Below are 13,569 nucleotides of genomic sequence, written 5' to 3'. Positions count from 1 at the left end.
ACGATGACCGGGGCACGCGAGGGCATCGACCCTCGCTACGACGCGCGGTTCCAGCGCGGGTATGACGGGCACGGGGCGGATGCCTCGGCCGCGGGCCGTGCGCAGGGCGTCGAGCCGACCGTCGCGGCGACGGCGTCGGGCACTGGGGCGTCCGGCACCGCGGCACCGATCGTCTCGGAGGCGAGCACGGCATCGGTCGCATCCCCGGCCGAGAACGTGCCGGTCGAACGCGACACCGACGAGGAACTCGACCTGTTCGCGGTGCTCGAACCGGATCGCGACGACGAGGCGGACCTCGAGCGCGACGACGACTCCGGCCGCTCGGATCCAGTGCGGCGCGACCCGCTCGATTCCGCACCTGTCCACACGGGGATGCCCGACGAGGACGATGGGTTCGGTCCGGCGCCGGAGCCCGCGGCAGAGCCGCTCGGACGCCGTACCTGGGTGTGGCTCGCTGCAGGGTGGGCCGTCACCGGGGCGGTCACCGTGATCGGTGCCTGGCTGAGCTGGCTCACCAACGCGGACACGAGCTGGTACGCGAGCCCGTCACCGGCCGAAGATCCCACTGCGCAGTTGCTGCGCACCCTCGGCTGGGCGATGTCGCCGTCGTTGCTCATGGCGGGTGGGGTCGGACTCGTCGTCGTGACCGCGATGGCGGCCCGGCTCTGCGAGGCGGACTCCCCGCGAAACGGGTTCGCGCGCTCGGCCGCGTGGTGGGCGCTCGTCGCGATCGCCGCGGCGGGCCTCATCGCGATGCCGGGACTGATCGGCGCGATCCAGGAGACCATCGTGCTGAACTCGGGCATCGTGGTCGACGGCAACGGCATGGTCGTCGACGACACGCAGCAGGCGCAGCTCGACGCGATGGCCCGCGGCCAGTTCGCCCAGGCGGTCATCGGCACCATCGCGCTCACGGTCGTCGCGGCGGTCGTCGCGGTCGTCGTGCACGAGGCGCACCGCGCGCTGCGCCGTCCTGCGGCGAGATCGACGCAGTCGAGCTGAGCCCGCGCTCAGCGGGCGGAACTCCGCGCCCTCGTGCGCGCGTCGGAGCCGAGGCCGCCGTCGAGCGCCGACTCCCAGGCCGACCGCACGGCGGCGGTGACGGCGCCGCGCACCACCGTGTTCTCGGCGAACGGCGACAACCGCACCTCGATCGGTGCGGCGCCGATCGCGGTGAGCCGTCGTTCGAGGGCGGCGGTGAGCACATCGCCGCCGCGCGCGATGCCGCCCGTCACGTAGACCCGGTGCAGGTCGAGCGCGAGCAGGATCGGCGCGAGCGCCCGCGCGGCGACGTCGGCGAGCTGGTCGACGATCTCGGTGGCCGCGCGCTCGCCGTCGTTGGCCCGCTCGAACACGTGGGCGGCGGCGGCCTCAGCGCCGAGCTCGGAGGCGAGTCGGGTGAACGGGTCCCTCGCCGCGACGAGCCGGGCGATCTCGTCGATGTGCTCGGCGCCGACCACGGCCTCGAGCGTCGCGCGCTCGCCGCTCCACGGGTCGGTCACCATGAGCGCGCCGATCTCGCCGGCGGCTCCGAGCTGGCCGCGGTAGAGCCGACCGTCGAGCACGAGGCCGGCGCCGAGCCGCTCGCCCCACTGCACCGTCAGGAACGACGGCGGGCAGTCGTCGAGCTCCGACATGGCGAGGGCGGCGAGATTCGCGTCGTTGTCGAGGTCGACGTCGACGCCGAACCCGCGGCCGAGCTCGCGGGTCAGGTCGAGGTCGGTCCACGCGTCGATGCCCCGGATGACGCGCACGCGCCCCTCGGCGCGGTCGATCATGCCGACGCTCGCGACCGAGACCGCCGCGATGCCGCCGCGTTCGAGGGCCGCCGCGGCGAGGGCGCGGTCGACGGTCGCGTTGACGAGGCGCAGCAGCTCGCGGCCGTCGTGCACCTCGTGGAGGGCGTTCGCCTCGGCGATCACGGCGCCCGCGGCGTCGGCGACCTCGGCGACGACGCGGTGCAGTCCGATGTCGACGCCGAGCACGTGGAAGCGCTCGGGCGTCACCGAGAACCGCGCTGCCGGCCGCCCGAGGGCGCCGAGCGGGTCGTGCCGGCGCAGCCAGCCGTCGGCGTCGAGCTCCTCGATGATCGTGGCGACGGTCGAGCGGGTGAGGCCGGTGCGCTCCGCGATCTCGACGATGCGCACCGGCTCGCCGCCGGAGCGCAGCTCGTCGAGCACCCTCGCGGTGTTGTAGCGCTTGAGTCGTGCGGTGCCGACGATCGGGTCGTTCATGCGGCCTCCGTTCCGGCGGTTAGTTTAGCCGAGACTTTACGTTAAGACCTTGCGTAAAGGTCGGAGGTCTGATTGGGTCGGGATGGCGGCGCGATCCGCGCCGCATCCGAACGACCGGCGAAAGGCCCGATGATGCACCCAACGCCCAGACGACGTCGACGAGCGGCCCTCGCTCCGCTCGCCACGATCGCGACCGCACTCCTGCTGACGACCGGCACCGCCGGCGCGGCGAACGCCGAGCCTCCTGCCCGCGACGCGAAGCTCGACGTGCCGCCCAAGACGGCGCCGGGCCTCGAGCCCGCGCGCGACGCCGTCGAGCGGCTGCTCGGCGAGGCATCCGACGGGTTCGATCTCGCGATGCTCGAGTCCGCCGACGGCGCCGACGCCTACGAGATCACCTCGAAGCGCAACCACGTGCGCGTTGCGGCGACCGACTCGGCGACGGCGATCGCCGGGGTCAACGCCTACCTCGCCACGATCGGCCAGTCGGTCTCGTGGAACGTGCGCAACCTCGACCCCGAGGCGGCGCTGCCCCTGCCCGCCGAGCCGATCACGGCGACGTCGAACGTCAGCCACCGGTTCTACGGCAACGACACCGAGGACGGCTACACCGGCGCCTACCGCACCTGGGACGAGTGGGAGCGCGAGATCGACGAACTCGCCGCGCTCGGCTTCAACGAGGTGTTCATGCCGGTCGGCTCCGAAGCGGTCTACGCCGAGGTGCTCGAGCAGTTCGGCTACTCGGCCGAGGAGGCCCGCGCGTGGATCCCGCTGCCGGGTCACCAACCCTGGTGGCTGCTGCAGAACATGTCGGGCTATCCGGCCGGCACGAGCGAGGCGCTGCTCGAGGAGCGCACCGAACTCGGTCGCAAGATCGCCGACCGGCTGCGCGAGCTCGACATGACCCCCGTGCTGCCCGGGTACTTCGGCACCGTGCCGACCGACTTCGCCGACCGCAACGCCGACGCGCGCGTCGAGCCGCAGGGCGGCTGGGTCGGGTTCCAGCGCCCCGGCTGGCTCGACCCGAACTCGGCCGTGTTCCCGGCGGTCGCCGAGGCCTTCTACGAGGCATCCGAGGAGAAGCTGGGCGCCTCGAACGCGTACAAGATGGACGTGCTGCACGAGGGCGGCCGCCGCGGCAGCGTCGACGTGCCCGCCGCGACGCGCGCGATCGAGACGGCCCTGCAGACGGCGCAGCCCGGGGCGACCTGGGTGCTGCTCGGCTGGCAGAACAACCCGCCCGAGGATGTCGCCGCTGCGGTGGATTCCGAGACGACCTTCATCGTGGACGGCCTGTCGGACCGCTGGGCGCGCGGCGACCTCGAGGCCAAGTGGAGCGGGGTGCCGTACGCGTTCGGCACGATCTGGAACTTCGGCGGGCACACGACGATGGGTGCCGAGCTCGCGAAGTGGAACGAGCTGTTCGACGAGTGGCTGAACCGTGACGGCAGCCGCGTCGACGGCATCGCGGCCCTGCCGGAGGGCGGACTCAACAACCCTGCCGCGATCGACTTCTTCGCCGGTCTCGCGTGGCGCGACGGCCCCGTCGACGTGAACGCGTGGTTCGACGCCTGGACCGAGCGCCGGTACGGCGTCGACGACCCGGAGCTGAAGGCGGCCTGGCGCATTCTCGCAGAGACGGCCTACACCCTGCCCGACAACGAGGGCTACAGCGAGGCGCACGACGGGCTCTACGGCGCCCGCCCGTCGCTGTCGGCGAGCGCCGCGGCGACCTGGTCGCCGGGCAGCCTCTCGTACGACCCCGACCGGTTCGCCGAGGCGCTCGACCACCTGCTCGCCGCCGCTCCCGCCGCGGGCGGGAACGCGAGCTACCGGTACGACCTCATGGATGTCGCGCGCCAGGTGACCTCGAACACCTCGCGGGTGCTGCTGCCGCAGCTGCAGCAGGCCTACGGCATGCGCGACCGGGCGGCCTTCACCGGGCTCAGCGAGGAGTGGCTCGGCAACATGGACCTGCTCGACGCGATCGTCGCGACGCAGCCGCAGACGCTCCTCGGCCGCTGGATCGCCGACGCACGCGCCGCGGGCGCCGATGCGGCCGAGGCCGACCGGCTCGAGTTCGACGCGCGGTCGATCGTCACGACGTGGGGCGACCGCAGCGCCGTCGACGCCGGCCTCAACGACTACGCGAACCGCGAGTGGCAGGGTCTCGTCAGCACCTACTACAAGGACCGGTGGGAGCGGTTCTTCGCGAGCATCCAGACGGCCTTCGACACCGGCAGGGCCCCGGCGTCGATCGACTGGTACGCCGTCGGCGCCGAGTTCACGGCGTCGACCGACACCTCGGCGTTCCTCACCGAGCCCGAGGGCGACATCGTCGAGCTCGCCGGACGCGCGGTCGAGGCCCACGACGCGACCGTGCCCGACGTGCCCGAGCCGCCGACGGCGGGCGAGCACTTCCTCTCCGACCTGCCGTTCGCCTCGGCGTCGCTCAACGCGGCCTACGGGCCGATCGAGCGCGACACCGAGATCGGCGAGGCCGCGTACGGCGACGGCAAGCCGATCCGGCTCGCCGGCGTCGAGTACGGCAAGGGGCTCGGGGTCAACTCGCCGACCACGATCGGATTCAACCTCGGCGGGCAGTGCTCGGCGTTCGCGGCGGTCGTGGGCATCGACGACATCATGAACAAGGCGGGGGCATCGCCCAACGTCATCTTCCGGGTCGTCGCCGACGGCGAGGTGCGTTACGACAGCGGCGCGATGACGAAGGGGCTGGCCGCCGAGGTCGACGTCGACGTCACCGGTGTCGAGCGGCTCGAGCTCGTGGTCGACCCGAACGCGGCGGGCTCGCCCGCCGGCCAGGCCGAATGGTGGGACCGCGCGGACTGGGCCGACGCGATCGTGACCTGCGGCTGACGCAGGCGCGAACCGGGGGGCGGGACCGGCCGGCCGGCCGGCCCCGCCCCCGTCTGCGCGCCGTTTCGGACCGCTTCGAACCGGAGCGGGCCCTTCCGGCCCGGCCGCGGGTGTGCTTGAGTGAGCCATGGACTCTCGCGGCACCGCCGAAGGGCGGTTCAACGGCAAGCTCGCGCTCCTGCTCGCGATGGCCATGTTCGTGCTCGTGGTCGACACCTCGCTCATGAACGTGTCGATCTCCGCGGTCGTGCGCGATCTCGACACCACGGTGAGCGGCGTGCAGGGCGCGATCGCGCTCGAGGCCCTCGTCTCGGCGGCGTTCATCCTCATCGGCGGCAAGACGGGCGACCTCATCGGCCGGAAGCTCGCGTACGTCCTGGGCCTCCTCGGCTACGCGATCGGTGCGATCGCCATGGTGTTCGCGCAGGACCTCACCGCGATCATCATCTTCTGGGCGGTGATCGGCGGCATCGGCGCGTCGCTGCTGCTGCCTGCGATGCAGTCGCTCATCCACGGCAACTTCGAGGGCGACCACCAGAAGCGGGTGTACGCGCTCGTCGGCGCCTCGGCGGCGATCGCCGCCGCCGTCGGGCCCCTGCTCGGCGGGTTCATCACGACCTTCCTCTCGTGGCGGGTCGGTTTCGCGCTCGAGGCGCTCATCATCGCCGTGGTGCTCGCGGGCATCGGGCTCGTGAAGGATGTGCCGTATCACGGCGATCGGTCGGTCGACATCGTCGGCGCGCTGCTCTCGATCATCGGAATGGGGGGCGTGGTCACCGGCATCCTCGTCTGGCAGGAGGGCGGCGGCTACGTCGGCCTCATCATCGGCATCGGCGTGCTTGGCCTCGGCCTCCTCGTCTTCTGGCTGCGCAACCGCAAGCGCGCCGGCAAGCCCGTGCTGCTCGACCCGGCCCTCTTCGAGTCGAAGATGTTCCGCACCGGGGCGAGCGGGCAGCTGCTGCAGCAGATCGCCCTCGGCGGCACCATGATCGTGCTGCCGATCTACCTGCAGATGGTCTTCGAGTACAACGCGCTGCAGGCCGGGCTCTCGATCGCGCCGCTCTCGCTCAGCATGTTCGTCGTCGCCCTGCTGGCCGGCCGCGGGCTGAGACGCAGGCCGGCGAGCATCATCCTGTGGGGCTTCGCCCTCGTCGTCGTGGGCGTCGGGGTGCTCGTGCCGATCGTGCCGATCGCCGACTCGGGCTGGTACCTCACGCTGCCGCTCATCGTCGCCGGATGCGGCCTCGGCCTGCTCGTCTCGCAGCTCAACAACTACACGCTGTCGCCGATCTCCGACGAGCGGGTCAGCGAGGCGGCGGGTGTCAACTCGGCGGCCGGCTCGTTCGGTCTCTCGTTCGGACTCGCCTTCGCGGGGGCGATCATGCTCGCGACGCTCGCGTTCACGTTCACGGCGAGCGCCGAGTCGAGCACGGTGCTGAGCGCCGAGGAGGCGCAGCAGGTCTCGACCGTCCTCGAGGAGGACGCCGAGATCATGACCGACACCGGGCTCGCCGAGCTCCTCGTCGACCAGCCGCCAGCCGTGCAGGAGGAGATCCTGCGCATCAACACCGACTCGCGGTTCATCGCCCTGCAGGTCGCGCTCATCGTGCCCATCCTCGCGGGGCTGCTCGGCGTGCTGAACGCGCTGCGCATGCGTCGGCTCCCCGACCCGAAGGCCTCCTCGTCGGCGGAGGGATCGATGCTCGGCTGAGGGTCTCGACTCGCTTCGCTACTCGACCACCGGAGCGGTCAGCGCGGCACCCGCACGACGAGCGACGCCGGGTCGACCTCGAACCGCGCCGCGACGACGGTGCCGAACTCGTCGCCGTCGATCTCGAACTCCTGCGGCCCGCCCTCGATCGCGAGGTCGACGTTGCGACCACGCGAGTACGCGACGACCTGCCGGCGGTTGCCACCCGTGAGGTCGAGCACCTGCCGGCCGATCGCGGTCTTGCGCATGACCCGGTTCTCCCACGCGATGACACGCCACACGAACAGCCAGCCGAACAGGTTGCGCGGCTGCAGCCGCACGACGTCGAGGCGGCCGTCGTCGATCTCGGCGTCGGGGATGAGCTCGAGGTTGCCCGGCAGGTAGCCGAGGTTGGCCACGAGGATGCTCGACACCCTCGACCGGTGGTGCCGGCCGCCGTCGAGGCGGTGCACGATGCGGAACGGCTCCGAGTTCGGCAGCGCCCGCAGGCCCGCGTCGACGTAGGCGAGCCAGCCCACCTTCTTCTTGAGGTCTGGATTCGTGTTCGCGATCATCGTCGCGTCGATGCCGATGCCCGCCATCACGAGCGACGCGTGCGCCTCCGTGCTGCCGTCGGGCCGACGCACGCGGGCGATGAGCACGTCGACCGCCCGGTCGAGCCCGGCGAACGCGAGCACCACGGCGTCGTCGACGTCGTTCACCGGGATGTCGAGGTTGCGCGCGAACAGGTTGCCCGTGCCGAGCGGCACGATGCCCATCGGGACCCCGGTGCCCCGCAGCCCGGCCGCGACCGAGCGCACGGTGCCGTCGCCGCCGGCCGCGATCACGAGGTCGGCGCCGGCCTCGACCGCTTCGCGGGCCATGCCCTTGCCCGGGTCGTCCTCGGTGGTGTCGATCCACAGCGACGGGGCGAACCCCTGCCGCTCCTCGGCGCGCTCGACGGCGGCGCGGAGCGCATCGACCCCCGACTTCGTGGGGTTGCTGATGACCGCCGCGCGCGGGCGCGGCTCCGAGCCATCCGCGCTGGTCTGGTGTTGGGCCGTCACACTGCCAACGGTACGGCACCTGCGCGCGGGAGTTCGCTGAAGACCCGTGGATGCCGCGGGCTAGACTTGCTCGGGTGATCGACCCCGTGCTGCTCCGCGAGAACCCCGACCTCATCAAGCGTTCGCAGGAGCTCCGTGGCGAGTCCTCGGCGCTCGTCGACGAGGCCGTCGCCGCCGATTCGGCGCGCCGCACCGCGATCACCGTCTTCGAGACGCTCCGCGCCGAGCAGAACGCGTTCGGCAAGCAGGTCGCCCAGGCCCCGAAAGACGCGAAGGCCGCGCTCGTCGCCCAGGCGCAAGAGCTCGCGGCGCGGGTCAAGGCCGCGAACCAGGCGGTGAGCGACGCCGAGGCCGAGTTCACGCTCGCCGTGCAGAAGCTCGGCAACATCGTCATCGACGGCGTGCCCGCCGGCGGGGAGGACGACTACATCGTGCTGCGCGAGGTCGGCGAGATCCCCGCGTTCGACTTCGAGCCGCGCGACCACCTCGAGATCGGCGAGCTGCTCGACGCGATCGACATGCCGCGCGGCGCGAAGGTGTCGGGCGCGCGCTTCCACTACCTCAAGGGCGTCGGCGCCCGCCTCGAGCTCGCCCTCATGAACATGGGCCTCGACCGCGCGATCGCCGCAGGGTTCACCCCGCTCATCACGCCGACGCTCGTGCGTCCCGAGATCATGAACGGCACCGGGTTCCTCGGCGCCCACGCCGACGAGGTGTACTACCTGCCAGAGCAGGAGCTGTACCTCACGGGCACGAGCGAGGTCGCGCTCGCCGGCTACCACGCCGACGAGATCATCGACGTGTCGAACGGCCCGATCCGGTACGCCGGCTGGTCGACCTGCTACCGCAGCGAGGCCGGCTCGCACGGAAAGGACACGCGCGGCATCATCCGCGTGCACCAGTTCAACAAGCTCGAGATGTTCACCTACATCGACCCGGCCGAGGCCGAGGCCGAGCACGAGCGCCTGCTCGCGTGGCAGGAGGAGATGCTGCAGAGCCTCGGGCTCGCGTACCGCGTCATCGACACCGCGGCGGGCGACCTCGGCTCGAGCGCCGCACGCAAGTACGACATCGAGGCGTGGGTGCCGACGCAGAACGCGTACCGCGAGCTCACCTCGACCTCGAACTGCACGACGTTCCAGGCCCGCCGCCTCGACATCCGCCACCGCACCGAGAGCGGCAAGACCGCGCCGGTCGCGACCCTCAACGGCACGCTCGCGACGACCCGCTGGATCGTCGCGATCCTCGAGACGCACCAGCAGTCCGACGGCTCGGTGATCGTGCCCGAGGCGCTGCGGGGCTATCTCGGCGGCCTCGAGCGATTCGAGCCCGTCGCGCGATGAGCGAGCAGGCGACGGCGAGCGAGATCGCGGCTGACCAGTGGTTCGTCGCGCTCGACGTCGACGGCACGATCATGCACGAAGACGGCACGATCGACGATCTCGTCGCCGACGCCGTGGCCGCTGCGGCCGACCGGGGCCACCTCGTCACGCTCGCGACCGGTCGCTCGTGGGCGACGACGCGGCCGGTGCTCGAACAGCTCGGGCTCACGCCCGAGTACGTGGTGTGCGCCAACGGCGCCATCACGATGCGCCGCGACGACACCGCCGAGGGCGGGTACTCGCGCGAGCACGTCGAGACGTTCGACCCGACCGCGGTGCTGGAGCGCATCCGGGCGTTCCTGCCGTCGGGCAAGTTCATGGTCGAACTCCCCGACGGATACCGGCTCTACACCGCGGGCATGACCGAGTGGAACCTCGAGAACGCCCGCGAGGTCGTCTTCGACGAACTGCTCGACCAGCGCGCCACCCGCGTCGTCGTGACGAGCCTCGAGCACGGGCTCGACGAGTTCTTCGAGATCGTCGACCAGATGGGCCTGCACCACGTCAGCTACGCGATCGGGTGGACGGCGTGGCTCGACATCGCGCCCGACGGGGTCAACAAGGCGACCGCGCTCGAACGGGTGCGCGGATGGCTCGGGGCCCGGGCCGACCGGGTGCTCGCCGTCGGCGACGGCCGCAACGACCTCGAGATGTTCGCCTGGGCGGGGGCCGCCGGTCGCGCGGTCGCGATGGGCCAGGCGCCCGATGAGGTGCGGGCGGCGGCCGGCGAGGTGACCGGCGCCGTCGAGGAGGCCGGACTCGCGTCGATCCTCGACACGCTGCCCTGACCGGGGAAGACGCACAGGCCGCGTGGGGGCGCGGCAAATAGACTCGTGTGGTCGGGAGGGGACGACGTGGAGCACCAGACCGAGGAGCCGAGCGACGCCGCGGCGCCGGTCGGCGCGCCCGAGCCGACGCGTCACGGGCGCCTGCCGCGGCACACCGGGCCGCGCGCGACCCTGAAGCTCGTGGCATCCGTCGTCGCCGTGGTGGCGGTGAGCGCGACCGCGGTGGCCGCCTACGCGGCCGTCGACCTCGTCGGTTCGGTCAAGCAGGGTGCCTCGCTCGCGAGCGAGGACATGCTCGCGGGGGTGCCCGACATCGGTGCGATGGACGGCGGCCTCAACTTCCTGCTCGTCGGCAGCGACAAGCGCCCTGCCGACGGCTCCTTCGGCGACCCCGAAGAGGATTCGGGCATTCTCAACGACGTGAACATGCTGCTGCATGTCTCGCAGGACCACTCGCACGTCGAGGTCGTGAGCTTCCCGCGCGACATGATCGTGCCGGTGCCCGAGTGCCCAGACCCGGTCGATCCGGCTTCGGGCCCGCTGTCGGCGATGTCCGGCGTGCCGCTCAACAGCGTGCTGGAGCATGGGGGCCTCACGTGCATCGCGATGACGATCGAGCAGCTCACGGGCACGAAGATCCCGGTCGCCGGCGTCGTCGAGTTCAAGGGCGTTGCCGCCCTGTCTGAGGCCGTCGGCGGCGTCGAGGTCTGCCTCGCCGACCCGATCGACGACCGCGACTCGGGGCTCAAGCTCTCGGCAGGCACGCACAGCATCAAGGGTTTCGAGGCGCTCGCGTTCCTGCGCACGCGAAAGGCCGCCAACGACGGCAGCGACCTCGGGCGCATCGCGAGCCAGCAGGCCTTCCTCGCGTCGCTCGCGCGCACGCTGCAGTCGAGCGGCACCCTGAGCGACCCCGTCAAGCTCTACTCGATCGCGAAGGCCGTGCTCTCGAACATGGAGCTCTCGAAGGAGTTGCAGAACCCGGCCCGACTCATGTCGATCGCCCGCGCGCTGCAGGACACCGACCTGTCGAAGATCGCGTTCGTGCAGTACCCGACGGCCGACTACGGCGACGGCGTGCACGTGCAGCCCGCCGAGTCGGCCGAGGTCGTGAACCTCGCCCTGCAGGAGGACCGCCCGGTCGTCATCGACCCCAGCGCGAACGACAACGCGGGCTACGGCACCGCCGACCCCTCGGCGCCCGCGGTCGAGCAGGCGACGACCGACGCGGACGCGGAGACCGTGACCGCCGATGAGGCGCAGTCCGCCGACGACGAGCAGGCCGCCGAGGAGGCGCCCGCGTCCGATGCGCCGGCGACGACGCCGGCCGAGGAACAGTTGCCTCCCGACGTCACAGGGCTCACTGGCAACGAAGTACGCTGCGTCACTGGAAACAGCGACTGACCGGGGCATCCGACTCGCCTCAGGGCTCTTTCAGGCGCGACTGACAGGCTGTCGAGAGCGCAATTCGGCTAGAATCGGGGCCTGCCTGCACGATCTCCTCCGCCCCGGAGGGGGTCGCACGGGCATGGAGGGCTGTCCGAGCGGCCGATGGAGCTGGTCTTGAAAACCAGTGGGCAGCAATGCCTCGTGGGTTCGAATCCCACGCCCTCCGCGCGACCCGACAGGAGAGGACCACGGTGAACGAAGCGTTGCGACCCAGCTCGCGTCGCGCCGCGAAGAACCCTGCGGTGGCGCGCCACGGACGGCTCGGCCGTCACTCGATCTGGCGCACGCTCGCGAAGGTGACGGCGTCGTTCGTCGCCGTCGCACTCGTCTCGGGCGGCGCGGTCGCCGCCTACGCCGCGTGGGACCTCGCGAACACGCTCAAGCCCACGGTGTCGCTCGGCAACGCCGACGTGCTCGAGGGCGTGCCCGACGTCGGCGCGATGGAAGGCGGCGTGAACGTGCTGCTCATCGGCAGCGACAGCCGTGAGGGCCAGGGCGACGCCTTCGGCGACCCCGACGAAGAGACCGCGGTGCTCAACGACGTCACGATGCTCCTGCACATCTCGCAGGACCACTCGCACGTCGAGGTCATCAGCTTCCCCCGTGACATGTTCGTCGATGTGCCGCAGTGCGTCGACCCGGCCGACCCGGCCGGCGAGCCGCTCTACGAGCAGTACGGCGTCAAGATGAACTCGGTGCTGTCGTACGGCGGCATGCCGTGCGTCGTGAAGACGGTCGAGCAGCTCACCGGTGTCACCATCCCGTTCGCGGGCACCGTGCAGTTCATGGGCGTCGCCGCGATGAGCGAGGCCGTCGGCGGCGTCTCGGTCTGCGTCGCCGAGCCCATCGAAGACGAGCACACCAACCTCTACCTCACCGCCGGCGAGCACGACCTCAAGGGCCTCGAGGCGCTCCAGTTCCTGCGCACCCGGCACGGCGTCGGCGACGGCTCCGACCTCGGGCGCATCTCGAACCAGCAGGTCTTCATGTCGGCGCTCGCGCGCAAGCTGCAAGACGGCGGCACGCTCGGCGACCCCGTCGCGCTCTACTCGATCGCCAAGGCGGCGCTCGCGAACATGGAGCTCTCCGACACGATGGCCGACCCGACGACGATGGTCTCGATCGCGAAGGCGATGAAAGACGTCGACCTCTCGAAGATCGCCTTCATCCAGTACCCGACCGGCTACAGCGACGGTGGCGTCGTGCCGAGCGACTCGGCCGAGATCGTGAACCTCGCCCTCCAGCAGGACACCCCGGTCACCTTCGACCCGACGGCCGACGACGCGACGTTCGCGTCGTCCGGCGACCCCAGTGCGCCGCCGGCCGAAGAGACCGCGACCGACGGCGAGGCCGGAACGGCCGCGCTCGCGACCGAGGAGAGCGGCGAAGAGGCACCTGCTGAAGACACCGCCGAGGTGCCGACGCCGACCCCGTCGACCGAGCCGCTGCCGAGCGACGTCACGGGTCAGACCGCCGCCGAGACCCGGTGCTCCGCGGGCCGTACGCTCGAAGACCAGTAGACCGCCGCTCGCCGAAGCTCGTCGAGGGTGCTCGAATCGTCTTTCGGAGGATCGTCGGGTTATGATGGCTGTCGCGTGTGCGCTTGCGTACCCGCGAGGAGACGTCGCATAGTCCGGTCGAGTGCACCACCCTGCTAAGGTGGAGTCCCCGTAAGGGGACCGCGGGTTCAAATCCCGCCGTCTCCGCTCGAATGGCTGTTTGAAGAACTGAATTCGCGAAGGCTCCTGATCGGTTGTCGGGGGCCTTCTTGTATTGTTCGGGTGCTTCGTGTTTCGTCCGGGTGAGTCCCATTTCGGCCGGGTGCGGATCGGCGTATCGTCTCGACCATGTGGACAGTACTCGTGATCTTGCTCGTGGCATGGGTGGTGCTGTCGATCGTCGGCTTCGCCTTCGACGGTCTGCTGTGGCTCGCCATCATCGGAATCGTGTTGTTCGTCGGCACCCTGATCTTCGGGATCATCCGACGGCGCGCCCGTCGAACGAAGGCCTGACCCCGGATCCCGACCCGAATCTCCTGGACGAGGTCAGGCCGCGGTCGCGCGGCGAACCGCGATGATCGAA

The 13,569-nt window shown here is 71.1% G+C and carries 10 protein-coding genes and 2 tRNA genes; 10 read left to right on the top strand and 2 right to left on the bottom strand.

Annotated elements, in window-relative coordinates; genetic code table 11:
* Positions 1 to 3 precede the first annotated feature (3 nt).
* A complete protein-coding gene (locus tag ACWGPE_RS12530) occupies positions 4 to 1,002 on the top strand; it encodes a hypothetical protein (protein WP_452048807.1) in 999 nt (332 codons plus the stop codon).
* Between the two features lie 8 nt (positions 1,003 to 1,010).
* On the opposite strand, the gene ACWGPE_RS12525 is transcribed toward ACWGPE_RS12530, so the two are convergent.
* On the bottom strand, positions 1,011 to 2,234 hold the full coding sequence (locus ACWGPE_RS12525) for an ROK family transcriptional regulator (protein WP_452048806.1): 1,224 nt from the start codon (positions 2,232 to 2,234) through the stop codon (positions 1,011 to 1,013).
* Between the two features lie 129 nt (positions 2,235 to 2,363).
* Between ACWGPE_RS12525 and ACWGPE_RS12520 the strand changes: the two genes are divergently transcribed.
* Both ACWGPE_RS12520 and ACWGPE_RS12515 read left to right on the top strand, forming a co-directional pair.
* The gene (locus tag ACWGPE_RS12520; RefSeq protein WP_452048805.1) at positions 2,364 to 5,111 is read left to right on the top strand and encodes an alpha-N-acetylglucosaminidase TIM-barrel domain-containing protein; all 2,748 of its coding nucleotides are present in this window, start codon (positions 2,364 to 2,366) and stop codon (positions 5,109 to 5,111) included.
* A gap of 127 nt (positions 5,112 to 5,238) precedes the next feature.
* Positions 5,239 to 6,822: an MFS transporter gene (locus ACWGPE_RS12515; protein ID WP_231428929.1), complete on the top strand. Its 1,584-nt coding sequence runs from the start codon at positions 5,239 to 5,241 to the stop codon at positions 6,820 to 6,822.
* 38 nt (positions 6,823 to 6,860) lie between these two features.
* Here the strand turns inward: ACWGPE_RS12515 and ACWGPE_RS12510 are convergent, their stop codons facing one another.
* Entirely contained in the window at positions 6,861 to 7,868 is a 1,008-nt protein-coding gene (locus ACWGPE_RS12510; protein ID WP_231428928.1) for a diacylglycerol/lipid kinase family protein, read from the bottom strand.
* A gap of 74 nt (positions 7,869 to 7,942) precedes the next feature.
* On the opposite strand from ACWGPE_RS12510, the gene serS reads away from it, so the two are divergent.
* The 7 genes from serS (at position 7,943) to ACWGPE_RS12475 (ending at position 13,499) form a co-directional block, all read left to right on the top strand.
* Positions 7,943 to 9,211 (top strand): serine--tRNA ligase, encoded by a 1,269-nt coding sequence (serS, locus tag ACWGPE_RS12505; RefSeq protein ID WP_275506093.1) that lies wholly within the window; start codon positions 7,943 to 7,945, stop codon positions 9,209 to 9,211.
* Positions 9,208 to 10,038 carry an HAD family hydrolase gene (locus ACWGPE_RS12500; RefSeq protein WP_231428926.1) on the top strand — a complete coding sequence of 277 codons (831 nt, stop codon included), beginning with the start codon at positions 9,208 to 9,210 and terminating at the stop codon, positions 10,036 to 10,038. Before serS ends, ACWGPE_RS12500 begins: the two co-directional genes overlap by 4 nt.
* A gap of 66 nt (positions 10,039 to 10,104) precedes the next feature.
* Positions 10,105 to 11,442, top strand: coding sequence for an LCP family glycopolymer transferase (locus ACWGPE_RS12495; RefSeq protein ID WP_452048804.1), 1,338 nt, complete (start codon positions 10,105 to 10,107; stop codon positions 11,440 to 11,442).
* A gap of 126 nt (positions 11,443 to 11,568) precedes the next feature.
* Positions 11,569 to 11,653, top strand: a tRNA-Ser gene (locus ACWGPE_RS12490).
* 76 nt (positions 11,654 to 11,729) lie between these two features.
* Entirely contained in the window at positions 11,730 to 13,007 is a 1,278-nt protein-coding gene (locus ACWGPE_RS12485; RefSeq protein WP_376929846.1) for an LCP family protein, read from the top strand.
* 97 nt (positions 13,008 to 13,104) lie between these two features.
* Positions 13,105 to 13,193 (top strand) — tRNA-Ser (locus ACWGPE_RS12480).
* Positions 13,194 to 13,334: 141 nt separating this feature from the next.
* Positions 13,335 to 13,499: a hypothetical protein gene (locus tag ACWGPE_RS12475; RefSeq protein ID WP_452048803.1), complete on the top strand. Its 165-nt coding sequence runs from the start codon at positions 13,335 to 13,337 to the stop codon at positions 13,497 to 13,499.
* Positions 13,500 to 13,569 lie beyond the last annotated feature (70 nt).

The sequence above is a fragment of the Agromyces sp. NPDC055658 genome (assembly GCF_053618155.1).
This window is presented reverse-complemented; position numbering and strand designations above follow the sequence as displayed.